A 24,387-nucleotide genomic window follows, 5' to 3' on the forward strand; every position below is an offset into this window, starting at 1 on the left:
CTATAATTTTACATTTTTATTTAAGCAAAAAGAATCCCTTTAAAGGGATTCTTTTTGCTTAATGGAATAGAATACATTTTTACCGTGGTATTCAGCGGTTGTTTCTAATTCTTCTTCTATTCTTATTAGTTGATTATATTTTGCTATTCTGTCTGTTCTTGATAGTGAGCCAGTTTTGATTTGCCCTGTTCCAAGAGCTACGACAAGATCGGCTATTGTAGTATCTTCTGTTTCTCCTGATCTGTGGGATACTATTGCTGTGTACCCTGCTTTTTTGGCCATTTCTACAGCTTCAAATGTTTCTGTTAGCGTTCCAATTTGATTGACCTTGATAAGAATTGAATTAGCAACTCCCATTTCAATTCCCTTTTTAAGAAATGAGGTATTTGTTACAAATAAATCATCTCCAACAAGTTGTATTTTGTTTCCAATTTTGTCTGTAAGTTTTTTCCATCCAGCCCAATCTTCTTCAGCCATGCCATCTTCAATTGAAATAATTGGATATTTTTCTACCCATTTTGACCAATATTCAACCATTTGTTCGGAAGTAAGTTCTTCTTTTGTTGACCATTTAAGTACATATTTTTTTGTTTTTGGGTCATAAAGCTCAGATGTTGCTGGATCAAGAGCTATTGCTATGTCTTTACCAGGTTCATAACCCGCTTTCTTTATTGCTTCTATAATAACCTCGCAGGCTTCTTCATTTGATTTTAAATTTGGAGCAAATCCTCCCTCATCTCCAACAGAAGTTGCATATCCTTTACTATTTAAAATGCCTTTTAGCGTATGAAAAACTTCTGCTGCCATTCTTATTGCTTCGCTGAAAGTTTTTGCTCCTATAGGCATTATCATGAACTCCTGGAAATCAACAGAGTTGTCAGAATGTGCACCACCATTAATAATATTGCACATGGGTGTAGGCAAAATGTTAGCTTTGTAAGCTCCAAGATATTGATAAGTCTTAAGTCCAAGGTACTTTGCAGCAGCTTTAGCTGTAGCTATTGAAACTGCTAAAATTGCATTAGCCCCCAGTTTTTCTTTTGTAGGGGTTCCATCAAGTTCAAGCATTTTTCTGTCAATTGCAACTTGATTTAAGGCGCTCATACCTTCAAGTTCTGGGGCAATTATGTTTTTTATGTTTTCAATTGCTTTTAAAACTCCTTTCCCCATATATACAGACCTATCACCATCTCTAAGCTCAACGGCTTCGTTAATTCCTGTTGATGCACCTGATGGTACGGCAGATCTTCCACAAGTTCCATCTTCCAAAATTACATCAGCTTCAACTGTTGGATTCCCCCTAGAATCAATAATTTGTCTAGCTTTGATTTCATAAATATGAAAACCCATTTTATACTCCTCGTATTATTTACTTTAATGTATCTTTTTAGTATAATGTTAAAAGGTATAAATGTGTAGTATTTTTCCAAAAGAATTGTTATTGTGAGTCTTATATATAATCTATGAAAGAAAGGTATTTATGTTTATTGGTTTTTACAGCTTTATGTGTTAATAATCTTTTTTCAGATAGTTATGTAATGTATGATTTTGATTTAAGTTTAAATGAATTTTTGGAAGTTTCAACAAGAAAAGACAATTTTGAGCCTATGGTTGATTCCAATCGTATATTATTATTTTATCCTCCTAATAAGGGCATTAGAAAAATTTTTGCTGCCTTTGATTTTGATCATTATGCTAAAAAATATTTATTCAAAAAAAATGAATATGGAGTTTTTTTTGTTAAAGTTAATATTCCTCATGGCACAAGTGATATAAAATATAGGCTTATTATAGACGGTGTTTGGACTAATGACGAATATAATAAAAATGTGGTTTACAATGAGGATTTAACCCCATTTTCTAAAATTGAGATTGCTAAAGAGAAGTCCAGTTATATTTCTTTGAGGAATCCAATACAATCGTATGACAATAACGAGATTGAAATTTTTTATATAGGTCGTCCTGGACAAATAGTTACAATAGCTGGTAGTTTTAATAATTTTAATCCTTTTTTAAATAGGCTTATTGAAAAAGAAGACAATAAGGGAATTTATACTATTAAGCTTAAAAATTTACCTAAGGATAGAATTTATTATTATTTTATTGATTCTGGTAACAAAGTAATAGATAAAAATAATGTTAATAGAATTAACTTATACTTTGTAGAAGGAATTGATAATAAAATAGATTTTGAAGTTTCCTATTTTGACCATAAATAGGTCTTTTAAGTTGATTTATTTATTCATCTCATCAAAAAGGTATTTAGATACAAAATGATCTTTTTCTACTTCTTCAAGTTTTGGGTGTACTTGGGTTAATAAATGAATTTTTCTAATGTTTGCTAAAGTTTGTTCGTCTAGCTTTATAGTTTTATTTTTTCTTTTTTCAGGGTTAATTTCAGGAATTGATGCTATTAGCATTTTAGTATATGGGTGAATTGGGTTTGAAAATAGTGTTTCTCTGGGTGCAAGTTCTAGGATAACTCCTAGGTACATTACAGCGATTTTATCACTCATATATTTTACTACAGCAAGATCGTGAGAAATAAATAAATAAGATAAATTAAATTCTTTTTGTAAGGTTTTTAGTAAATTTAGAATTTGAGCCCTGATTGATACATCAAGTGCAGAAACGGCTTCGTCTAAAAGTAAAAGCTTAGGATTTAAAGCCAGTGCTCTGGCAATTCCTATCCTCTGTCTTTGTCCTCCAGAAAATTCATGAGGATATCTAGCTAACATACTTTTATGTAACCCAACAATATCTGTTAATTCGTTAACCCTTTGCTCTATTTCTTTTTTTGTTTTTGGAAGAATTTTGTTTTCATTGTATATTTCTAGCGGTTCTGCTATTATTTCTTTTATTGTCATTCTTGGATCAAGTGAAGTATGAGGATCTTGAAATACCATTTGCATATCTTTTTTTGTTTTTAAAAGTTCTTTTTTTGAAAGTTTAGTTATATTTTTTTCGTTAAAGTAAATATTTCCAGAAGTTGGTGTGTAAAGCTGCATTATTGAGCGAAGAGTAGTAGATTTGCCGCAGCCAGATTCTCCCACAAGTCCTAGAGTTTTATTTTTTTCAACTTCAAAGCTAATATTGTTTACTGCATTGACTTTTTGTTTGTTTTTCCAAAATAAAAAATCTTCTCCAGTTATGAATGTTTGTGTTAAATTTTCTACTTTAAGAATTATTTCTTTTTTACTGCTCATTTAAAACTCCTCAATTCTGGTTTTTGTGATCTTAATAGGATTTTCTTTTATTGAATAAAGTTTTTTATTTGGATCGTGTTCTAGTGTAAGAATTGATTTTAAAAGTCCAATAGTATAGGGGTGTTTAGGATTATTAAATATTTCCTCTACCGTTCCCTCTTCTACAATTTTTCCTTGATACATAACAGATACTGTATCACAAATTTCAGCAACAACTGCAAGATCATGCGTTATAAATATAGTAGAAGTATTAAATTTTTTAGAGAGGTTTTTAATTAATAATAATATTTGCTCTTGAATTGTAACATCAAGGGCTGTTGTTGGCTCATCTGCTATTAGTAAGGATGGATGACAGCTAAGCGCCATGGCAATCATTACTCTTTGTCTCATCCCTCCTGAAAATTGATGGGGGAAATGTTTTATTCTCTCTTCTGAGTTTACAACACCAACAGTTTTTAACATTTCTATTGCTTTTTCTTTGGCTTCTCTTTTCCCCAATTTTTGATGTAAGATTATTGTTTCTTCAAGTTGAGTTGATATTCTTAAAAATGGGTTCAGCGAAGTCATTGGGTCTTGAAATATCATTGATATTTTATTTCCCCTGATTTTTAAAAGTTCTTTTTCGCTAAGTTTTAGCAAATCTTGATTTTCAAATAGTATTTCTCCACTTTTATATACTGTTGTAAGTTCTGGTAATAATTTTAAAATAGCCATGCTTGTGACGGATTTCCCACTTCCAGATTCTCCAACAATAGCCCTAATTTCTCCTCTTTTTACAGACAGGTTAATATTGCTTACGGGATGAATTGTTGTGTGTTTTAGTCTAAATTCAATTGATAAGTTTTTTATTTCTAATATATTTTCTTGTTCCATTTCAATTTCTCCTTAGATGCTATCTTTTGGATCAAATGCATCCCTTAACCCGTCACCTAAAAAGTTCATAAATAATAAAAATATTGTCATAACTATAGCCGGAATAAAAACTTTCCATGGATATTCAACAAATGTAGCAATTCCATTTTGCACTAATTCTCCCCAGCTTGTCATTGGGGCTGAAATTCCAAGTCCTAAAAAGGACAAAAAAGCTTCAGCCATAATAAAGCTTGGGACTCTTATTGTTGTGAATATAACTATCATCCCAATGCTATTAGGAATTAAGTGTTTTAATATTATTCTTTTATTCGTTGCGCCAAAGGTTTTGGATGCTTGTATAAATTCTGAACTTGATAATGATTGTACTTGACCCCGCACAACCCTAGCTACTGTTAACCACGATACAAATGCAAGTGCTATGAATAATCCTATTATACTTCTTTCCATTATTGACATTAGTATTATTACAATAAGCAAATAGGGTAATACATAAAGAATTTCGATTGTTTTGGTGATTATTTTATCAGGTAACCCTCCAAAAAATCCTGCTATTGAACCTAGAATAGTTCCTATTATCATAGACAAAAAAGCTCCAATAAATCCTACAGAAAGAGAGATTTGACTGCCTTGTATTAATCTTGCAAGCAAATCTCTTCCAAGATTGTCTGTACCAAGTAAATACACTCTTTTGTGTATTTTTACTTCCCTTTTATCTATTATTTGAACTTCATTTTCTATCTTTATTTTTATGTCTTCTAATTTTTTTAGTTCTTCTTCATTTATTTCTCTTCTTTCTTTTTTTGCTAATTTTTCAATAAACTTTTTCTCTTTCTTGTACCATAATTCCCCAGCAGCTTGGAAAGATGGTGGTAAATCGGAATGCTCTACTATTTGAGTATGGTATTTATATATTGGCAATATTGGTTGTAAAATAGCAATTAAGATATAAAATCCAATTACAAAAAGACTGCCGAATGCCAGCTTATTTTCTTTGAATCTTGACCAAGCTCTGCTTTCGAGTTTAGAATTTTTTTTTTCATTTTGTTTTTCAAGGCTATTCATTTTGATTTTCTCCTACACCCTTGGATCTAACATTTTATATATAATATCTGATATTAATATAGAAATAAGCAGTATTATTGAATATACTAATAACCCCCCCATTAGCACTGGGTAATCTCTGTTTAGTGCGGATTCTGTTATAAACATTCCCATTCCAGCAATTCTAAATATTTTTTCAATAACTACGCTTCCAGAAATTATAGCAGCAAATGCTGGACCTATATAACTTACTACAGGTAGCATTGCCCCCCTTAACATGTGCTTTATAACTATCTTTCTGAAGCTTAGTCCTTTTGCACGTGCAGTTCTTATAAAGTCACTTTGTATTATTTCTAGCATTGAGCCTCTTATTATTCTTGCAAAAATAGCTACATTAGGCATGCTAAGAGTTATTATAGGTAAAATTAAATTTGAAAATCCTCCTCTTTCTGTAATCCATCCAGAAGTGTAGAATAAGCCCCATTTAATTGCAAAAAAGTATTGTAAAATTGGTCCTATTACAAATAATGGTATGGAAATTCCTAATATTGCTATTGATGTTATTATATAATCTATATAATTATTTTTATAAATAGCAGCTAATATTCCTATTGGTATTCCTATTGAAAGTGATATAATGAGGGATATTACCCCGAGTGTAAGTGATTTTGGAAATCCTAATTTTATGTATTGATTAACTGTAAGATCTTTCTTTTTAAGAGAAGGTCCCAGATCTCCTTTTAAAACGTTTGAAATATAATAAAAGGCTTGAATATAAAAAGGCTTATCAAGATGATATTTCTCCATTAATCTTGCTTTTACTTGAGGATCAATGGGTTTTTCAGAATCAAATGGACTTCCAGGAGCCATTCTCATTACAAAAAAGCATAAAAAAATTATGGCTAGTAAAGTTGGTATTATTCCTATTATTTTTTTTAAAGTAAACTTTAACATTTTTGCTCCTTTGTAAATAGGTAATTGGCAACATGATATATTAGTCAATTATATCATATAGTATTTATTGTTTTTCAAGCTATGATTGATAATTTTTGATGGAGCAGCGGGTTGTTTGCGTTAGAATTAACAATTCGATTTTCGATAAAATGTACTTTGCCCTTTTTAAAATTTTTATTTAAAAATTTTGTTATGTTGATTAGAGAGTATTGTTTTTTTGTTTGCTATTTAAAAGCAATTTAACTTTAAAATACTGAAACATTATTTATGTAATTTTGCTTTGAACAAGGCACCTCTTTTGAGTGTTATTTATCTAGTTTGCTATTATATTAGACTTCAATATTATTTTTAATTTATATTGAAGTCTTTTTGAAAAATTAATTAATTATGGTTTGTATTTTTAATTGATTTTAATTCAGAAAAATAGTAAACTTCTGATACATTAGGATTCCATCCAGTCCATTTGTCGTTTCTAAAGAGGTAGTGTCCAGAATATATATATATTGGTGCGGCAGGAAAATCTTTTTCAATTATTATCTCTTCTGCTTTTCTGAGTATTTTTTTTCTTTTTATAGGATCTTTTTCGAAATCTGATTCTTTGATGAGTTTATCAAATTCCAAGTTTGAATATTTATACGATGCAAGTTGTGAATTTTCGCTTGTAAATATAGTAAAGTATGTGTGTGGATCTAAATATTCCCCAATGCGTCCAATCCGTATTATTTCAAAATTACCTGTATTCCTACTATTGGTAAGAACGGGCCAATTTTCAGTAGTAAGCATAATATTTATATTTAAAATTTTTTTCCATTGGTTTTGAATAAATGAAGCAATTTTTTTATGAGTTTCATTTGTATTATATTTTAGCGTTAGCGTTGGAAATCCTTTTCCATTTGGATAACCAGCTTTTGTTAAAAGCTTTTTAGATTTTTCAGGATCAAATAGAGCTAATTTTTTGCCGTAATTGTAATTTTCAAGATTAGGGGTTATTTCTCTTGTGGGAACTGTACCATCATTGAGCACTTTGTAAGTTAAAGTTTCTCTGTCGATAGCTAATGTTAAAGCTTCTCTAACCCTAACATCATTAAGGGGTTTTATTTTTGTATTAAATGAGTATAAATAAATCGCATTACTTTTGTGTTGATAATAGTCATTTTGTAGTTTTATTTCATTTACAATGTCTGGCGGAATGCTGTTAAAAATAGCATCAATTTCGTTGTTTTTGTACATATTGTATACAGTCAGGTCGTTGTCAGATGTAATGTAGACAAGCTTTTCAAGTTCTACTTCTTTTGCATTGTAATAGTGTTCATTTTTTTCAAATATAATTTTTTCATTAGGTAATCTTTTTTTTAATTTAAAAGGACCACTGGTAACCATGTTTTCAGGGTTTGTCCAATTTTTTTTATATTTGTCAATAGCATGAATAGGTACTGGCATGAATGAATGATGTAAAAGTAGTTCAAGAAAATAAGGCTTTGGAGATGTTAGCGTTATTTCCACTGTTTTGCTATCAATTGCTTTAATTCCAAGTTCGGAATCAGGTACTTTCCCATCAAAGTACTCTTGCCCATTTTTTATTATTGATTTAAACATATCAACATGTGGAGATTCTGTCTCTTTATTTAAAATTCTTAAAAAAGATTTTCTTATTCCTTCAGCAGTAATTGAAACTCCATCGCTCCAAACAAGATTATCTCTTAGATAAAATTGATATGTTTTTTTATCTTTTGAGACTTCCCAATTTTTAGCAAGCCCAGGCTTGAGCTTTCCCGTTTTGGTATTTAATGTCAAGAGTCCGGAAAATATTTGTTCCAAGATTCTTGCTCCTATTGTTTCATCTACCAAGTGAGGATCGAGTGACGAAGGTGCGCCCCCTATGTATACTTGAAATGTTAATTTTTCTTTTTCTGAGTTGCTATTGCATGCAATCAAAGACGCGACAAGCATAAATAGCGTTATCATCTTAATTTTTTTACCGATTTTTTCAATTTTATTAAAGTTCATTTTAACCTTTTCCCCAAATTAAAATTATTTATGAGTTTAAGCTATCTTTTTTTTAGAAGAAAGTCAATAAAAAAATCGTCTATAAATTTATTTTTTATAGACGATTTTTATTTGATTAATTATTAATTATTTATTTTTTTAATTTTAGTTGAGATAAATCAAATCTTTCTGAAATATTGGTATTCCAACCTGTCCACTTGTCATTTCTGAAAAGGTAACTATTTCCGTATATGTATATTGGTGCTATTGGAAAATCTTTTTCAATAATTATTTCTTCTGCTTGTCTTAGGATGTCTTGTCTTTTTATTGGGTCAAGTTCAAGATCAGATTTATTAATAAGCGCGTTGTATTCTGGGTTTGAGTAATTGTGAGATGAGAATTGGGTGTATCCTTGTGTGAATATGGTTAAAAATGTCAAAGGATCAGCATAATCCCCTATCCATCCTGCTCTTGCTATTTCGTAATTTCCATTTGCTTTGGTGTTTAAGTAAGTTGTCCATTCTTCGTTTTCAAGTTCTACATCGATATTTAAGTTTTTTTTCCATTGGTTTTGAATAAATTCACAAATTTTTTTATTTGATTCGTTTGTATTATATTTTAATTTTAAAACAGGAAATCCATTCCCATTAGGATAACCAGCTTCAGCCAGAAGGGCTTTTGCAATTTCAGGATTAAATAATTCTAAATTTTTTGCATAAGAATATGAGCTAAAGTTAGGAGTTGCCCTTCTTGTAGGAGTAGTTCCGTTGTCAAGAACTTTATATGTGAGTGTTTCTCTATCAATAGCAAGAGTTAAAGCTTTTCTAATCTTAACATTGTCAAGTGGTTTTATGTGCGTGTTGAATGCATAAAAGTATATGGCATTAACAGCTGATGAGTAATAATCGCTTCGTAATTTTAGATCTTTAATTAAGTCGGGCGGTATGGAGCCAAAGATTGCATCTAATTCTGAATTTTCATACATTTTATATGCTGTTGAGTTATCATTTGTTGTATAAAATGTAATTTCTTGTACTTCCACTTCGTTTGAGTTGTAGTATTTATCATTTTTTTCGAACACATATTTTTCGTTAGGAACTCTTTCTTTTAATTTAAAAGGGCCGCTGGTAACCATGTTTTCAGGGCTTGTCCAGCTTTGTCCGTACTTTTCGGTAATGTGAATTGGTATTGGAATAAATGATTGGTGCACTAGCATGTCAATAAAGTAGGGCTTTGGTGATTCTAATGTTATTTCTAATGTTTTTTCGTCAATGGCTCTAATCCCAAGTTCAGAGTCAGATACTTGTTCGTCAAAATATTTTTGACCATTTTTAATTGTTGATTTAACCATTTCAACATACTTTGAGCCAGTTTCTTTATTTAGAATTCTAAGATAAGATTTTCTAATCCCTTCTGCAGTGATTGCAACTCCATCGCTCCAGTTAATTTTTTCTCTTAGAGTAAATGTATAAACTGTCCCATCAGAAGAAATATCCCAGCTTTTTGCAAGCCCTGGCTTGTTTCCTCCTGTGCTAGGATCCCCTGTAACAAGCCCTCTAAACATTGTGTCTATCATTTTTGATGCGACATTATCATCTGCTAATTGAGGGTCAAGACTGCTTGGCTCTGCTCCCAAGCTTATTTTAAATGATACTCCTTCTGCTTTTTTTGCATCATTACAGCAAAGAAAAGTTAGAAAAAATATTATTGAAAATAATGATTTTTGTAATTTCATAATTTTTTATGCCTCCGTTTTGAAGTTAACTTTAATTTTATAATTGCCCTTCTGTAGATATTAATTTTAAATCTTAATTTTAAAATTACTTATTTTATTATTTTTTAGTTTTAATATCTTCGTATAAATAGCTTTCTGCAATATTTGGCATCCACCCTGCCCATTTATCATTCCTGAAAAGGTAATGAGATTTAGGTGTATATAGGGGCGCTACAGGAAAGTCTTTTTCCACTATTATTGCTTCGGCTTCTCTTAGAATATCTTGTCTTTTTATTGGATCAAATTCTAAATTAGATTTTGCTATTAAAGCGTCATACTCTTTGTTAGAATATTTGTATGCTCCAAAAAAATGATTTTCTGTTGTAAATAAGCTCTCTAAGAATGTTAAAGGATCAAAATAGTCTCCCATCCATCCCATACTTGAAATTTGGTAATTTCCAGTTCTTCTGCTTCCTAAAAATGTAGTCCATTCTTCATTCTCGATTTCTATGTTAATGTTTAATATTTTTTTAAATTGTTCTTGCAAAAATTCTGTTGCTATTGAACTTCCTCCACCTTTTGAAATTTTATATTTTAATGTAGGAAATCCTTTTCCATCTGGGTATCCAGCTTCAGCTAAAAGTTTTTTTGCATTTTCAGGATCGAATAGTATTAACTTTTTCCCATAAGAATAATTTTCAAATTTTGGAGTTAAATTTCTTGTTGGCTCTGCACTTCCTTTTAAAACTATTTTAGATAAAGTTTCTCTATCAATAGCAAGTGAGAGGGCTTGTCGAACTTTTAAATTGTCTAGTGGCTTTAGGGTTGTATTGAATATCATGTATGACATTGCATTTTGTAATCCTGAGTAATAATCATCTCTTATTGTAATCTCTTCTAAATTATTATTCTTTTCTGCTCCTTGTAGAAAATCGATTTCACCGTTTATGTACATGTTGTAGGCTACGCTACCTTCTATTGGGTAAAATATTACTTCATCAATTTCTACATTTTTTGCATTATAATATTTTTCATTTTTTTCTATTACGATTTTATCGTTAATTAATCTTTCTTTGAGCTTGTATGCACCATTAACAACTATATTTTCAGGATTGGTCCAATTTTCTCCATATTTTTCAACAACATGCATTGGAACTGGTATGTATGCTGAATGTGTTAGCATATCGGGAAAATAAGACTTTGGAGATGTTAGTGTTATTTCTAGAGTTTTGCTGTCAATAGCTTTTATACCAAGCTCAGATTCAGAGACCGTCCCATCAAAATATTCTTGTGCGTTTTTTATTGTAGATTTTACCAAATTAGCATATAATGCAGCTGTTTTTTTATTTAAAATTCTTAGATATGATTTTTTTATCTCTTCAGCAGTAATGGCAACCCCATCGCTCCAAACTATATTTTCTCTTAGGTGAAATGTGTAAATAGTTCCGTTCTCAGTAATATTCCAACTTTTTGCAAGTCCTGGTTTATATTTTCCAGTTTGTGAATCTTTTACTACTAGGCCTAAAAATAGGTTTATAATGATATTGCTACCATAAAGGTCTGTTGAAAGCTGAGGATCAAGTGATGATGGTTCGTTTAAATTTGACACTCTAAAAACTATTTTTTCTTTTGCAATACTATTAGTACAGGCCATTAAAGAAAAAATAGTTAGTATTAAAGCTATTTTTGTGTATTTCATGGAATTTTCCTTTTTCAAAATTTTGCATATTTATTGTGTTAATTCTTTATTAATCTTTTTTAATAAAGAATATTTATTCTTTTTTGCTTTTAAGTATTTATGCCTCCTGGTACTTTGATTTATCTTATGTTTAAATTTTACTTTAATTCTTACAATAAAAAAAGTCTAATAAATGTAATAGTTTTTAGTGTTATTTTGCCTGTTGTTGTAAGCTAAAACTTTACTTTAATTTGTATAATAGATAAGGTATAATAAATGTGAAATGTTTTCAAAAATGTGTGCTTGTTTAATATTGGTTATTTATTGTTAGTTTTGTAGAGTTGTTTATTCGTGGGAAATAAAATGATGTAACTAATGATTAAGTGGCAAAATAAAATGCTTTTAAAGGTGCTAGTTTTATGTTTGTACAAAATGAAAGTTTTGATAAATATTTTAAAGATATGGAAAGCGACTTTGTAAGTCAATTTAAGTCTGTTGAAAATGTTAATTATTTAGATAAATCTTATCGCAATGCGGATCTTAATAGTAGAAGGTTGGTAGATAGAATGATAGAGCGACTTCTTGAGGATAGATCTACTATTGTTGGTATGCAAAACATTTTAGAACTTTACCAAAAGGTTAAATCCGGTAAGTCTTCAATTATATTAATGGAGCATTACAGTAATTTTGATTTTCCTTGTTTCCAATTTTTACTTTATAAAATGGGCTATAGTGAAATTGCAGATCATATTATTCCAATAGCCGGAGTTAAGCTTTTCAGAGATAATCTATTTGTTAAAACTCTTTCTTTGGGATACAATGCAATATTAGTGTATCCACCACACTCATTTGTTGGGGTTGGTGCAGAGCATGCTAGGCAAAGGCGTGTTTTTAATGCTAATTCTATGAAATATATTTATGAAAAGAAAAATAGTGGGTACATTATACTCATCTTTCCTACAGCTACTAGATATAGAAAAGGGAGGCCCGATACAAAAAAAGTAATTTTAGAAATTGTTAATTATTTTAAAATTTTTGATTATTATTTAATGATTGGAATCAATGGGAATGTTTTAGAAGTTTCTGAAGATGGAGACATGTCTCACGATGTTTTTAAAAGAGACTCCCTTATATATAATGCTGACAAGGTTATAAGTATTGCTGAGTATAGGGATAAAATTTTAAATGCTTTAAAAGATTGTCAACCAGAGGTTTCAAAAGAAGTTTTGGGGTTAAAAATTGCTGAAGATTTAGAAAATCGGTTTAATACGCTTCATGCAGAAGGGTTTGAAGTGTATAAAAAGATTTTTTGATGTGTGAACTAGGAACTTGATTGCAATATGCCTGATATAGATAAGATAAGACAGTTTAAAAGAGAAATATTAGATAATCTTTCTAATGAAAGATTATCTAAAGAATCTTTTGGTGTGAGTATGGATGTTAAGCTGCCTGAGCCTGGAGAGAGCATTGTTCCCTGGATAAGTGAAGATCTTGGGTTAGGTGAAAATGAAGATGAGCTTGATTTAAATTTTATGCTTGATGCTCTTGAGAATGAGGATAAATTGTCTTACTCTGACATTTTTAATGACAATTTACCTTCAAGTAGTTCTGATTTGGGAGTTGATATGGATTTAGGGCTTTCAACTTTGAATGATGATTTTAATGTTTCTTCAGGCGATTCTTTTGAAAATAACATTGACAGAGTTCTTGATGATAATTCTATTGATTTAGAAGTTGCTTCCAAGCTTGATTTTGATAAGTTAATCGATTCTTCAGAGCCAAGTTCAGAAGAATCAATTAACAATCAAGGTAATAATGATTCTTTTGTCTCTGGAGATGATGATTTTTTACAATTTATTAAATCTAATGAATCTAATATTGATGATGCTATAAATGATAAAAGCCAGACAGACGAACAAGCAGAGATGTTTGTTGAAGATAATTTAAATTTAAATTCTGATAACAATGATTTTGAAAATGTTGCAGATGATTTTAAATTTCTAGAGTATGATGAAAATTCAAAATCTAAACGCTTTGAATTTAAAGTTAATTATCCACTATTTTTAAAACATTTAAATTCCTATCCTAGAAATTTAAGAATTGCAATTGCTGAGGCTTTAACCAAAGAAAATATTTCAAAGTATAAACTTGAGGCCTTAATTGATCTTGTTGAAAAAAATAAAAAAAGATTGAAATTTATTGCTAAATTTGTAGGGGATATTGTTGGACGATCTATTAAATTGCCTGTAATTTATTTTAAGGCGGAAGAATTTAGTAAACTTCAACAGAAATTGAGCTATAGAGTCTCAAGAGCTTTGTTGCCTTTGATAAAAATAGCCTCTTTTTTTATTGTTTTAGTCTTAGTTTCTTTTTACTTTATAGTAGATGTAGTGTTTTTTTATGTTGCCTCTGAGAGCAAATATAAAGAGGGTATAGAGTCTATATATGCAAATAAAAGAGAGCTTGCAAAAGCTCTCTTTAGAGACGCTTATTACATTAGGCCTGATGATAAATGGTTTATCAATTATGCCAGAGCGTTTGAAGAAATTAGAGATTTTGATAGTGCTGAAGAAAAGTATGAAGAATTGTTTACAATTGAGCCTTTTTCTAAAAATTCTACAAATAGAAGGCGAAAAAAGTTTAATAAGGAAGGATATATTGCATATGCTTCTATGAAAGTTAATCTTGGAGAATATTCTCAAGCTAATTCAATACTTGATGAGGTTATATCTTATGATCTTTATGATTATGATGCTTTAGTATTAAAGGGGGATAATTATTTTAAATGGGCTAAGACAAATCCTAGTTACTATAAAGATGGTATTAATAGCTATACGGTTGTACTTTCTAAATATGGACAAAAAAAGGAAATTTTATTTAAGCTTTTTAATGCTTATATTGAAGCTGGTTTAGATACTGAGTCTGATAATGTCAATAATTTTATTAAGTCAAATGAAATTATTGATATGGATGAAGTTGTTTATACAAAATATGCTAAAAAGCTAGTAGACAAATATATTTCTTTTGTAACCTATAATCAGAGGGCAAATAATCTTGCTATAAATTTAAATTATCTTAATGGACAAACAAATTTATTGAATAAGGAATTTTCTGATTTCAAAAGAAATGATGGTAGAACTATTTTCAAGCTTGATAATAATGTTAATATGAATTCAGAGATTGAATATGTTCTTCGAAAAATATTAAATAAAGATCCCAATTACGATAAGGCACTTTTTGAAAGTGGAAGATATTCGTATTACATAGGGGATTTTAAGAAGGCCGAAGTCTATTTGCTTAAAGCATTAAATAGTTTTAGGCATAAAAATTCAATTGAAGATGCTGGAGACAAGATATTGGCTTATAAAATTTTAGCAGACATTTATGAAAAATCTAAAGATTCTCTTAGAGCTAGCAATATTATTGGTTTAGCCTTGAGTGACTATTCTTTTTATAAAAAACACAATCTCATAAAAGGATCTAAAGAAATTTCTTCAATTTATGAAAAACAAGGTGATATTCTTAGATCTTTAAATGACTTTAAGTCTGCAATATCTTCTTATAAATTGGCAATAAGTGAGGGTGTTGATTATCCAGATGTTTACTATAAGGTTGGATTACTTAGTTATAGGGAAAACAATTATGATGATGCATTGAAATATTTATTTAAAGTAGAGAGCATGGCGGGGTTTTCAAGTAGTAATGAAGTTTTAAATTCTATTGCCTTAACTCTTTATAAGATGGGTGATTTTTTAGCTTCTAGAAGCTATTATTTAAGGGTTATGCAAAATTTAGAACTAGAGAAGGCCAATGTTTTGAATTTTAATCCCAAAGAAAATGATTATCATAAAATTCTTTTATTAAAAGAAATTGAAACTTATAATAATCTTGGAGTTGTAGAAGTAATGGCCTCTTTTTCATCCATAAGAGATACTAAACTTTTTAATTCTGGGGTTAGCAATTTAAGCGAATCAGCTAAGATTTTTGATATTTTAAATAGAAATGAAGATATGGTAAAAAGTGTTAAAAAAGATCTTGCTAGTTTGAATCTCAGAAATATTTTTAAGAATAATTTTTCTAAATCGAATGTTTTGTTTTATGAAAATTTATCCGAAAAGCTTTAATTATAGGTTTTATTTATTGGTTTTGAATTGTATATAGGGCGGGTTCCTTATGAAAAAATTTTTTTTATTTCTTTTTATTAGTTTTTATTTGTTTGGATTTGAAGATAATTCTTTGAAAATTGGCATTGATGATGTTTATGTTGAGGCTCATGAAGAGGGGTTTCATCTTTTTATTAGAAAAAAACCTTCGATTAAATCAGTAATATTGACAGAGTCTTTTGAAATTCCTGATAAGAAAAAAGATGTGGCTACTTATTCATTTCGTACTTTAAGTTATAATAAGGTTAATGGAGATGAAATTAGAATTTTAAATGGAAGAGTTATTAAAAATAAAGAACTTTTGTCATTGACATCTTCCACGCCTGTTCCTAATAAGAAGTTTGGAGAAGCTTTTCATATATTGATTCCAAAAAAATTAAAATACGGATTTCCAAATTTTTCAACAAGAAGTGGTGAGATTGATTTAGAAATATTAAAAACCAAAAAAGAACCTTTTTGGTTTTCTATAAGAGCTTTTGAAAAAAAATATAATGATTATTTGGGCAATTATCAAGACAATGCCTATGAATTGCTTTTTAAAGATGATCAAAATCAAGGGAAAATTGAATTTAATGAATTAAGGGATACTTTTACAAAATTTTCGGATGAAGTTGTTATTGCTAAGGATGGCATTGATATTGTTGATAAAATAAAAAAAATTTTAAAAAACTCAGAAGATCCAGTTTATGATTTAGATCTAGTTCTTGTTGTTGATGTTACTGACAGTATGAAGAGTAATATTGAGATTCTAAAAGAGCATTTATTTTCAATAATAGAGCCGCAATTGCAAAAGTTTAAATCCTATAGAATAGGTCTTGTTTTTTATAAAGACTACCTTGAAGATTTTTTAACTAAAGCGTTTGATTTTAATACTATCCCTTATTTGAATAATATTCTTAAATATGTTAACGTTGGTGGTGGTGGGGATTATCCAGAAGCTGTATTTGAGGGAATTGATGCTGCCATAACTCAGTTTGATTGGCGGGCAGAAAGAAGATTTGTTATTGTTATAGGGGATGCGCCCCCCCACGAGTATCCAAGAGGTTCTATTGTTTATGAAGATGTTATCAATTCTGCAAAAGAAAAAGATATTACAATTTATGGAATTATATTCCAATAAGAATTTTTATTTTTGTAAATTATTATTTTCTATTTTATTTAATATTTTTTTAGCCAAAGGCTTAATCCATTTGGGCATTTCTATTTTATTTTCTATTAGTTCCTCAAATATTTTTTTTGCTTTTTCTGTTTTATTTATTGTGTAATATATAAATGCAATTTCATACTTACCGGTAGCAACTATATTTGGGTTATGAGCAAAATTTTGAATCATTTTTTCATATGCTTTTAGTGCAGAATTGTAATCATTAACATTGATAGCTTTTTGAGCTTCTCTAAGATAAACCCCATAAGGAGTTTCTTTTGTTAGCTTTTCTAAATTAATTGTATAGCATGAAATAAATATTAAGTTTAATAATGTTAGTTTCTTCATTTTATGTCTCTTTTAGAATATTTTTATTATTTAATTTTATTAGATATAAAATAAGATAGCAAGGCTAAAGGCCTTGCTATGTGATTGTTTTTGCTTTATTTTGCAGGAATTATTATTTTCCAGTTAGAATGAATCAGATCTGGATTTTGTATTTTTTGTCTATTAGCAAACCAAATTTTTGGCCATAGGTAAGGATCGTTATATAATTTTTTAGAAATGCCCCATAAGGTATTACCTATTTTTATTACATAAAGTTCTCTACTTGCATTGCTTTGATAAGCTTCTAGGTATCTTGCGGACTCTAAAAATAATTCATTTGCAAGTCTAAAGTTTTTGACATGTTTAGCTTCAACTCCTTTTTCCCACAATTTTCTAGATCGCTCAATAAGTTCTAGTGTTTTGAATTGTTCTTGAGGTTTATAGGTTTTTGATACTTCTACTCTTTCTTCATATGCTAGTACTATTGGAGTTGAATCTTCTGTTTCTCCAAGAAGATAAATATCTCCCCCATTGATATTTAAAAGGTTTAGATGACTGTTTCTTTCTTTAATAAATGCTCTACCGTTCCATGGAGATGGCTTAATAAGCTTATTGTTGCTATAAATTGGTAAGTTAGAAGCTGCTTCAAGTGCTTTTAATTGTTTGTACATTCTCTCATCAGTTTCTTTTAAAGCTTTAGCTTCTTTAGCATTTTTTGCTGCTTGTTGTGCTCTGTTGAATGCTTTGCTATACATGTCAAGGGCATTGTCAAGATCGTAATTTTTATATTTTCTTGTTGCTTCAAAATATAGGTTATTTACTTCATCGATTTCCAACGGAATCCATACATATGCTTCATTTGCTTCTGCATCATTTAAATACTTTTCAATATTTTCTTTAAGGTAACTTGTCTTTTCTTTTTTTTCTTTTGTTTCTTTTAGTATTGTTTTATACCTTTCAAGTATCTTTAGAGCAACTTCATTTCCTTCTATTGCTTTTCTTTTAGAAAAATTTTGTTTCATTACTTCTTCTAATTTTTCAGCCTCATTAAACTCTTTAGAATAAAAAAGATGTCCTCTCTCTCTTATTAGCTCATTTTTAATATCTTTTATATCTCTTAATTGAAAATTTTTATTGTTTGGTTGTGCAATCTTAGCATTTTTACTCTCTCTTATTTCTGGAGGCGTTTTACATGCAATAAAAGAGATTGCTACTACAATGTGCAGCATCAAAATTGATTTATTCTTTATATTCATAAATACACCCTTCTTATTAATTTATTATTTATATTCATAAATACACCCTTTTAATAACTTGACTTCTATTATCTTTAAAGTAAGAACTTACAAATATTAATGTTCCTCTTTTTATTACTTTATTATTATAGCAATTATAGTGTGTCAATAAAAACCTAAAAAAACTTAATATTTTTAATCCTTAAATTAAATTATAGTTCTTTTTCATCATTGTTCAAAGTGTAATAAATTTATGTAAAACAATGTATAATTAAGTTTATAAGTTTTTCAAAGATCAGGAGAACTATATTTTTAGAATATATCATTTTGTCCTTTTGATGTTGCTTTCAAATAGGGCGTTATTTTCTCAAGTAGCAGTTGTAAAAGAAATAGAAGGTAAAGTTGGTGTTGTTAGAAATACATTTCCTGTTAAGTTAGATTTAGATGATGAAATTTTTGAGTACGATTTTATTGAAGTTGGAGAAAATTCAAAGCTCAAAATAAATTTATACGAAATAAACGGTATTTCTGCAGATTTAATTTTTTATTCCAATACAAATAGTTTCGTGTTTTATTCTTCCCTTAAAGATTTGCAAGATGCAAAAATATATTTGTTTAGAGGAAGTTTTGATGCTGTAATTCATAACATTGTTAAAGGATCTTCATTTTCTGTTATTATAAATAATAATTTGTTTAAGGCTGAAAATACTTCAAAATTTTATGTTAATAGTGATTATTTTAATAATTATTTTATTAATGTTTACAAGGGTAGCGTAAGGTACATTGATAAAACCGAAACCGAATATTTAATTTTTCCTAATAATAGTCTTTTGCTTTTTAATGGAAATTCTTTTTTACATAAAGTTAATGAAGGCACACTAAAGGGTGTTAACCAAAATTTTATAAGGATGGCTAAGGATAATTTTATGTCTTTAAATAAAGGGTTTTTATATTTTTTTATTTTAAAATATACCGAAGATATTCTCAGATTTAACTCTATGTATAATTATTTGATGAAAGATTTTAAATTTAATTCTATATATTCAAAATGGAGTTTGGAAGATAAAAATTATAAACTTGGTAACAGGGTTGATATGATTAAAAATGTTAATTATTTAAAGGGTCGAATTGGTGTATTATTTAATAATTTTGTTGATTTGGCCAATAGGTTTTATTTTGTAGATGATGTTTTTAAATATTTTTCTACTTTTTTCGATAAATCAATAACTGTTAACAGTCCTGTTTTAAAATTTTTAAAAGATTACAAAGCTAATAAAAATGTTTTAAAAAATAAGTTTTTTAAAACAATCCATTCTTTGAAAATGTATTTAAGACGTTCAAATGATGATATTACTAGTAATTTAAATGTTAATGAATTGTATTTATTGCGCTCTAAAGAGTTTTGATTTTTATATATTTAGTTTATTATGTTAAAGTTATTTGTTAGATAAAATGGTATGTTCCTTGAAAAATAAAATAAGAGGAGAAAGTAGCGTATTTGTTTTTATTAGTTATTCTTAACTTATTAATATGAGCATTATTAAGAAATGAAAAATTTTCAGATTTTGTTAATTAAATTCCATTATTCAATGGAATTTAAAATTTACATTCAGAATTTGCTTAATATTTTGCTATTTAGGTTTTGAATTTTTTGCCAAAATCTTATAAAAGGGAAAAAAAGATATGTTTTTAAGATATTCGTATAATTTTTAAATTAGTTTTGGCAGATTTGTTTTTATAGCTTATTATGGATTTTTTTTATATTAACTTTTGTAACTTTAAGGTAAATTTAATAATTAATAAAAGGATGTATTATCTTTATGAGTAAGAATTTGTTTTTTAAAGGGTTTTGGATTTTATTCACGATATTCCATTTATATTTATTTGTTTATTTAATTTTTTTTAAGAAGCGAAAGGTTAATATTTCTAATAAAACAAATATTGCGTTATTTATTCCGGGAATTATTTCAGGATCTCCATCTTATAAAGAAATGTATGATTCTTTGTTTGAATTTAAAAAAAAGCATGAAAATTTTGAAATTAAAGTTTTAGAAGCCGGATTTAATCAAATCGAGTGGATAGAAATGCTTGAAAAATTATTAACTTCAAAAAAATATGATTTTTTAATAACTACAAATAATGCTATGCAAGATATTGTTGACAGTGTTGCAAGTGATTACCCTTATACCAAGTTTCTCATTTTTGATTCTTTAGTCAAAAATACCAACAACCAAGTTTATTCAGTTTCTTATAATGTTGCAGAAGAAGCATATGTTTTAGGGTATTATGTAGGTCTATTTTTAAAGGAATTTAATTCTGGCTTTGGGAATGCTGCTCTTATTGCAGGTCAAGATTATTCTATTATGAGAGATTATATTTATCATTATTTTAAAAAAGGTATTCTTGATGTGAGCGAGAATACCGAGGTTTATTATCGAGTTTTGGGCAATTGGCATGATAGCAATTTAGCTAAATTGCTATCAGATTCTTTGATTAAGGATTCGGATGTTTTGGTAATACTTCCTATTGTAGGACCTGCTGTTAAAGGAGTGCTTTCCTCTGTTAGAGAAAACAATATTTTTGCGATTCTTTTTGATAGCGAAGATTATTTAGATAATAAAGAAAATATTATTGGTTCAGGAATTACAAATCAAAAATATTATGTCCCATATGTTTTGGATAGGGCGCTTAAGTCAGAGATTAATTATGGTAGTTCTGATATTTTTGGTATAAAACACAAAGGAGTTTTATTTAATATTTCTAATGTTTTTTATTTAGAGCGAACCAGTCGAAAGTTGAAAAGAGATCTTTTAAAAAGAATAGAAGAGGTTAGTGTAAATGGCATAGAAATTAATTTGGAACAAAATTAATGGTAGAGTTTAAAAATATAGTTAAGTATTTTCCAGATATTGATAAGCCTATTTTGGACAGTATTAATTTAAAAATTGGAGAAGTTAAAATTTTAACAGTAGTTGGTAAAAATGGAGAAGGGAAAAGTACTCTAGCTAAGATTATTGCTGGACTTGTTGAATTTGATAGTGGTGAAATATTGGTCAATGGTATTAGGCAGAAAAATTGGAATGTAGATAAAGCTAAAAATAATGGTATTTATCTCGTTTCTCAAGTTCCTAATTTGAAAATGAATTTAAGAGTATGGGAATATTTGAGTATATATTGGTTTGGTTATGCATTTTTCATGCCGATGAATAAGTCTAAGACCTATAAGTATTATAGGTGGCTTATGCAATTTTATAAAGTTTCTTTTGATCTAGACAAAAAAATTAAAGATTTAAATATTAAAGAAATTTATTTTTTGCTTATTATTGCTTCTCTTAAAGAGAATGCAAAAATAATTATTTTTGACGAGAGTGCTGCTTATTTTTCTCAAAAAGAAGCGCAAGCTTTTATAAAATTGCTTGTGTTGCTTAAGAAATCAGGAATTGCTTCTCTTTTTATTACCCACAGTGAGATCACAGATGCTGTAAAATTTAGTGATGAGTTTATTGTTTTAAAAGATGGAAAATGTTTTAGAACAATAAACAAAGAATCAATTTTGAGCAAACTTGAATCTTATAGTGACAAAATATTTTTTACAAATATTAATTTTAATAAATTTGAAAAAGATTCTATTAAATTCAATTTGTTTTTTGAAGATTTTTGGAAGTACGATGTTAGTTTTTCTTTAAATAAAAGGGGTGTTTTAGGAATAATTGGCGAAGAAGCGACAATTAAAACGTGGGAAAAATTATTCTTAGGAGAGCTTATTTTTGTTGGGTGCATAAAAATTGATGGCATTAGATATGAACGAGTAAATATTTTTGAGTGTAAAGCAGGATTTTTACCCTTAGGTATTGGCAATTTATTTCCGGATAATAGTAGTATATTGGATAATTTTTTGGCTAAATCTATGAATTTTGAAAATAAAATTTTTATTAGGCAATCTTATATTAATAAGATAAAAGATTTTTTTAAAAAAAAAATGGAATTTTGTAGTGAAGAGAAAATATATAGAATTCTTTATTCCAAATCTTTGGCATTTTCTGGAGGAACTTTGAAGAAGTTTGCTCTTTACAGAGAGATGTATATTGCAAAAAGTTTTTTAATTTGTTTTTCTCCTTTAAGTAATTTAGATCACAAAGCTTATAATGAAATGTCTATTGCTATTCGTAATTATTCAAAAGAAAAGCCAGTTCTGTTGATTACTTCCAATTTAGATGAATTGTTTTTGCTATCTGATAACATTTTGGCAATGAAAATGGGAGAAGTTTTATTAAACGTATCTAGAGAAAAGATTAGTAAAGAAAAATTAAAGGAATTACTATTTTTATGACCTTGTTTAGAAATAGCTTTATGGCATTAATTTTTTCTTTTTTGATATTAAGTATTAGCTATTTTTTTGGTGATTTTTTTCAATTTTCTTATATTAAGATGATATCTTGGCGCTTTATTTTATTTTTAATCATGTCTACTGGCATTGCCACTTGCGCCAAGAGTAATTCATTAAATCTTGGGAATGAAGGCCAGGTTTATTTTGGAGCATTTTTCGCTTATATATTTTCAAGTTTTTTTGGATTAACCCATTTTAATTTTATATATTTAATATTTTTGAGTTCTTTTTTTGTAGGACTTTTAGGACTTATTCCCTTTTTTATTACTTTTTTCTTTGGATTAAATAGAGCCTTAACAGGTCTTTTAATATCTTATGGAAATCAAAGGTTGGTAGATGGATTTATTTTGAATATGTTAAAAACAGGTAGTTTTTCTAATCAGACAAAAAGAGTTAATAGTTTATTTGCTTTAGATTCATCTCTTGTTTATTTGGTTTTGTTTGGTGTGTCAATTTGGCTTTTTTATGTTTTTATGCATAAAAAAACTATTTATGGGCTTCAACTTGAGATATTAAGCAATAAAAAAAAGAGAGATATTTTTTTTAATATAAATGAATTTAAATATAAATTTTTTGCTGTATTTAGTAGTGCCTTTTTAAATGGTCTTGCCGGTTCTATGTTTGTAGTGTTCTTTAAACCGTATTTGGTTTTAGGGCTAACTTCAGGACTTGGTTGGAGCAGTTTAATTGTTGCTGTAATTTCAGGATTTAATTATATTTATGTATTATTTTTCAGCCTATTGTTTTCGATATTAATCGAATTTAATAATTTTCTTAATATAAATTATGACTTTAAGTATGAATTTATTGGGCTGTGTCAAGCAATTGCAATTTTTCTCTCTTTATTTTTGATTAAAGCTAGGAAAAAGTAGATGTTTGGTGTCTTTGAGCAGGCTCTTGTATTTTCATATTTAGCACTTGGAGTTCTTTATACAGAAAGAATAGGATTTTTAAATATATCTATTGAGGGTATTTCGTATCTGTCAATATTTTTGACATCTTTTTTTATTTATTTGGGATATGGAATTTTTCTGGCAACTATTTTTACTCTGTTTATTAGCTTTTTGTTTGGATTTTTTTTATCTTTTATAGTAAAGAAAAATTATGATATTTTCATAGCAGGAATAGGTGTTAATATTTTTTGTTATTTTCTTGTTGATTATTTTATAAAGAGTAATTTTAATTTTATTCCTGGTTTTACTTTAAATTTATCTGGAAATTTTGAAAGTATTGTTTTTGTTGTTATTTTTTTCATTGTTTTGTTTGTTACTGTTTATGTTATAAGTTATTCAAGAATTAGAGCAGTTTTTGAATTTATTTCTTCAGGAAATTATGAAGACATTTTGGGTGAAAAAATAAGTAATCGTTTTAAATCTTTTGCAATTTTTGTATCAATTTTTACAGCAAGTCTTGCTGGTTCATTTATTGCGGTAAATCTGAAAGCTTACTCTTATAATTTGGGATTAAACAATGGTTGGCTTGCTATTTGCATTCTTTATATTGCATTTTCAAATCCTTTATTAATTTTCCCAATTTCTTTTTTGATAGTTTTTGTTGAATATCAATTTTTCCGTACTCAAGAGTATATAAATTCTTATTTTTCTCTTTCTTTTCCATTTTATGTAGCAATAATAATAAATATATTAGTTTCATTGATTAAGAAAAAAGATAAATCTTAG

Annotated in this window: 19 protein-coding genes; 9 read left to right on the plus strand and 10 right to left on the minus strand. The window is 28.2% G+C overall.

All coding sequences use genetic code 11. The annotated features are described in order from the left end of the window. Positions 1–39 precede the first annotated feature (39 nt). Positions 40–1,350, minus strand: a complete 1,311-nt coding sequence (gene eno / locus HNP68_RS02615; protein ID WP_183220158.1) for a phosphopyruvate hydratase — start codon at positions 1,348–1,350, stop codon at positions 40–42. Positions 1,351–1,487: 137 nt separating this feature from the next. Between eno and HNP68_RS02620 the strand changes: the two genes are divergently transcribed. Then, the gene (locus tag HNP68_RS02620) at positions 1,488–2,219 is read left to right on the plus strand and encodes an early set domain-containing protein (protein ID WP_183220804.1); all 732 of its coding nucleotides are present in this window, start codon (positions 1,488–1,490) and stop codon (positions 2,217–2,219) included. A 15-nt stretch (positions 2,220–2,234) separates the two neighbouring features. Here HNP68_RS02620 and HNP68_RS02625 read toward each other — a convergent pair whose 3' ends face one another. From HNP68_RS02625 to HNP68_RS02655, 7 genes are all read right to left on the minus strand, one after another. Next, positions 2,235–3,206 carry an ATP-binding cassette domain-containing protein gene (locus HNP68_RS02625; protein WP_183220160.1) on the minus strand — a complete coding sequence of 324 codons (972 nt, stop codon included), beginning with the start codon at positions 3,204–3,206 and terminating at the stop codon, positions 2,235–2,237. Beyond that, the gene (locus HNP68_RS02630; RefSeq protein ID WP_183220162.1) at positions 3,207–4,079 is read right to left on the minus strand and encodes an ABC transporter ATP-binding protein; all 873 of its coding nucleotides are present in this window, start codon (positions 4,077–4,079) and stop codon (positions 3,207–3,209) included. It lies immediately after the preceding gene. A 12-nt stretch (positions 4,080–4,091) separates the two neighbouring features. Continuing rightward, complete coding sequence (locus tag HNP68_RS02635) at positions 4,092–5,141, minus strand: ABC transporter permease (RefSeq protein ID WP_183220164.1); 1,050 nt, start codon at positions 5,139–5,141, stop codon at positions 4,092–4,094. Between the two features lie 12 nt (positions 5,142–5,153). Beyond that, a complete protein-coding gene (locus tag HNP68_RS02640; protein ID WP_183220166.1) occupies positions 5,154–6,074 on the minus strand; it encodes an ABC transporter permease in 921 nt (306 codons plus the stop codon). 381 nt (positions 6,075–6,455) lie between these two features. Further along, positions 6,456–8,081, minus strand: coding sequence for a peptide ABC transporter substrate-binding protein (locus HNP68_RS02645; protein ID WP_183220168.1), 1,626 nt, complete (start codon positions 8,079–8,081; stop codon positions 6,456–6,458). A gap of 130 nt (positions 8,082–8,211) precedes the next feature. Continuing rightward, complete coding sequence (locus HNP68_RS02650) at positions 8,212–9,795, minus strand: peptide ABC transporter substrate-binding protein (RefSeq protein WP_183220170.1); 1,584 nt, start codon at positions 9,793–9,795, stop codon at positions 8,212–8,214. A 97-nt stretch (positions 9,796–9,892) separates the two neighbouring features. Next, positions 9,893–11,473, minus strand: a complete 1,581-nt coding sequence (locus tag HNP68_RS02655) for a peptide ABC transporter substrate-binding protein (protein ID WP_183220172.1) — start codon at positions 11,471–11,473, stop codon at positions 9,893–9,895. Positions 11,474–11,871: 398 nt separating this feature from the next. Here HNP68_RS02655 and HNP68_RS02660 point away from each other — a divergent pair, with 398 nt between their 5' ends. Genes HNP68_RS02660 through HNP68_RS02670 form a run of 3 tightly spaced genes read left to right on the plus strand, consistent with a single transcriptional unit; the run spans position 11,872 to position 16,735 of the window. After that, positions 11,872–12,765 (plus strand): 1-acyl-sn-glycerol-3-phosphate acyltransferase, encoded by an 894-nt coding sequence (locus HNP68_RS02660; RefSeq protein WP_183220174.1) that lies wholly within the window; start codon positions 11,872–11,874, stop codon positions 12,763–12,765. A gap of 27 nt (positions 12,766–12,792) precedes the next feature. Beyond that, a complete protein-coding gene (flcA, locus tag HNP68_RS02665) occupies positions 12,793–15,576 on the plus strand; it encodes a periplasmic flagellar collar protein FlcA (protein WP_183220175.1) in 2,784 nt (927 codons plus the stop codon). A 49-nt stretch (positions 15,577–15,625) separates the two neighbouring features. After that, on the plus strand, positions 15,626–16,735 hold the full coding sequence (locus tag HNP68_RS02670; protein ID WP_183220178.1) for a VWA domain-containing protein: 1,110 nt from the start codon (positions 15,626–15,628) through the stop codon (positions 16,733–16,735). Between the two features lie 6 nt (positions 16,736–16,741). Here HNP68_RS02670 and bamD read toward each other — a convergent pair whose 3' ends face one another. Together bamD and HNP68_RS02680 are read right to left on the minus strand one after the other, a co-directional pair. After that, complete coding sequence (bamD, locus tag HNP68_RS02675; protein ID WP_183220180.1) at positions 16,742–17,107, minus strand: outer membrane protein assembly factor BamD; 366 nt, start codon at positions 17,105–17,107, stop codon at positions 16,742–16,744. 95 nt (positions 17,108–17,202) lie between these two features. Continuing rightward, positions 17,203–18,342 (minus strand): LysM peptidoglycan-binding domain-containing protein, encoded by a 1,140-nt coding sequence (locus HNP68_RS02680; RefSeq protein ID WP_183220182.1) that lies wholly within the window; start codon positions 18,340–18,342, stop codon positions 17,203–17,205. A 320-nt stretch (positions 18,343–18,662) separates the two neighbouring features. Between HNP68_RS02680 and HNP68_RS02685 the strand changes: the two genes are divergently transcribed. From HNP68_RS02685 to HNP68_RS02705, 5 genes are all read left to right on the plus strand, one after another. Then, the gene (locus tag HNP68_RS02685; protein WP_183220806.1) at positions 18,663–19,727 is read left to right on the plus strand and encodes a hypothetical protein; all 1,065 of its coding nucleotides are present in this window, start codon (positions 18,663–18,665) and stop codon (positions 19,725–19,727) included. Between the two features lie 414 nt (positions 19,728–20,141). Further along, positions 20,142–21,191 carry a BMP family ABC transporter substrate-binding protein gene (locus HNP68_RS02690; RefSeq protein WP_183220184.1) on the plus strand — a complete coding sequence of 350 codons (1,050 nt, stop codon included), beginning with the start codon at positions 20,142–20,144 and terminating at the stop codon, positions 21,189–21,191. Continuing rightward, on the plus strand, positions 21,191–22,651 hold the full coding sequence (locus HNP68_RS02695) for an ATP-binding cassette domain-containing protein (RefSeq protein WP_183220186.1): 1,461 nt from the start codon (positions 21,191–21,193) through the stop codon (positions 22,649–22,651). The genes HNP68_RS02690 and HNP68_RS02695 overlap by 1 nt, the downstream gene beginning before the upstream one ends. Then, positions 22,648–23,580 carry an ABC transporter permease gene (locus HNP68_RS02700; protein ID WP_183220188.1) on the plus strand — a complete coding sequence of 311 codons (933 nt, stop codon included), beginning with the start codon at positions 22,648–22,650 and terminating at the stop codon, positions 23,578–23,580. Before HNP68_RS02695 ends, HNP68_RS02700 begins: the two co-directional genes overlap by 4 nt. Then, on the plus strand, positions 23,581–24,387 hold the full coding sequence (locus tag HNP68_RS02705) for an ABC transporter permease (protein WP_183220189.1): 807 nt from the start codon (positions 23,581–23,583) through the stop codon (positions 24,385–24,387).

Origin of the sequence: Borreliella yangtzensis (assembly GCF_014201775.1) — a bacterium.
Lineage (GTDB): Bacteria > Spirochaetota > Spirochaetia > Borreliales > Borreliaceae > Borreliella > Borreliella yangtzensis.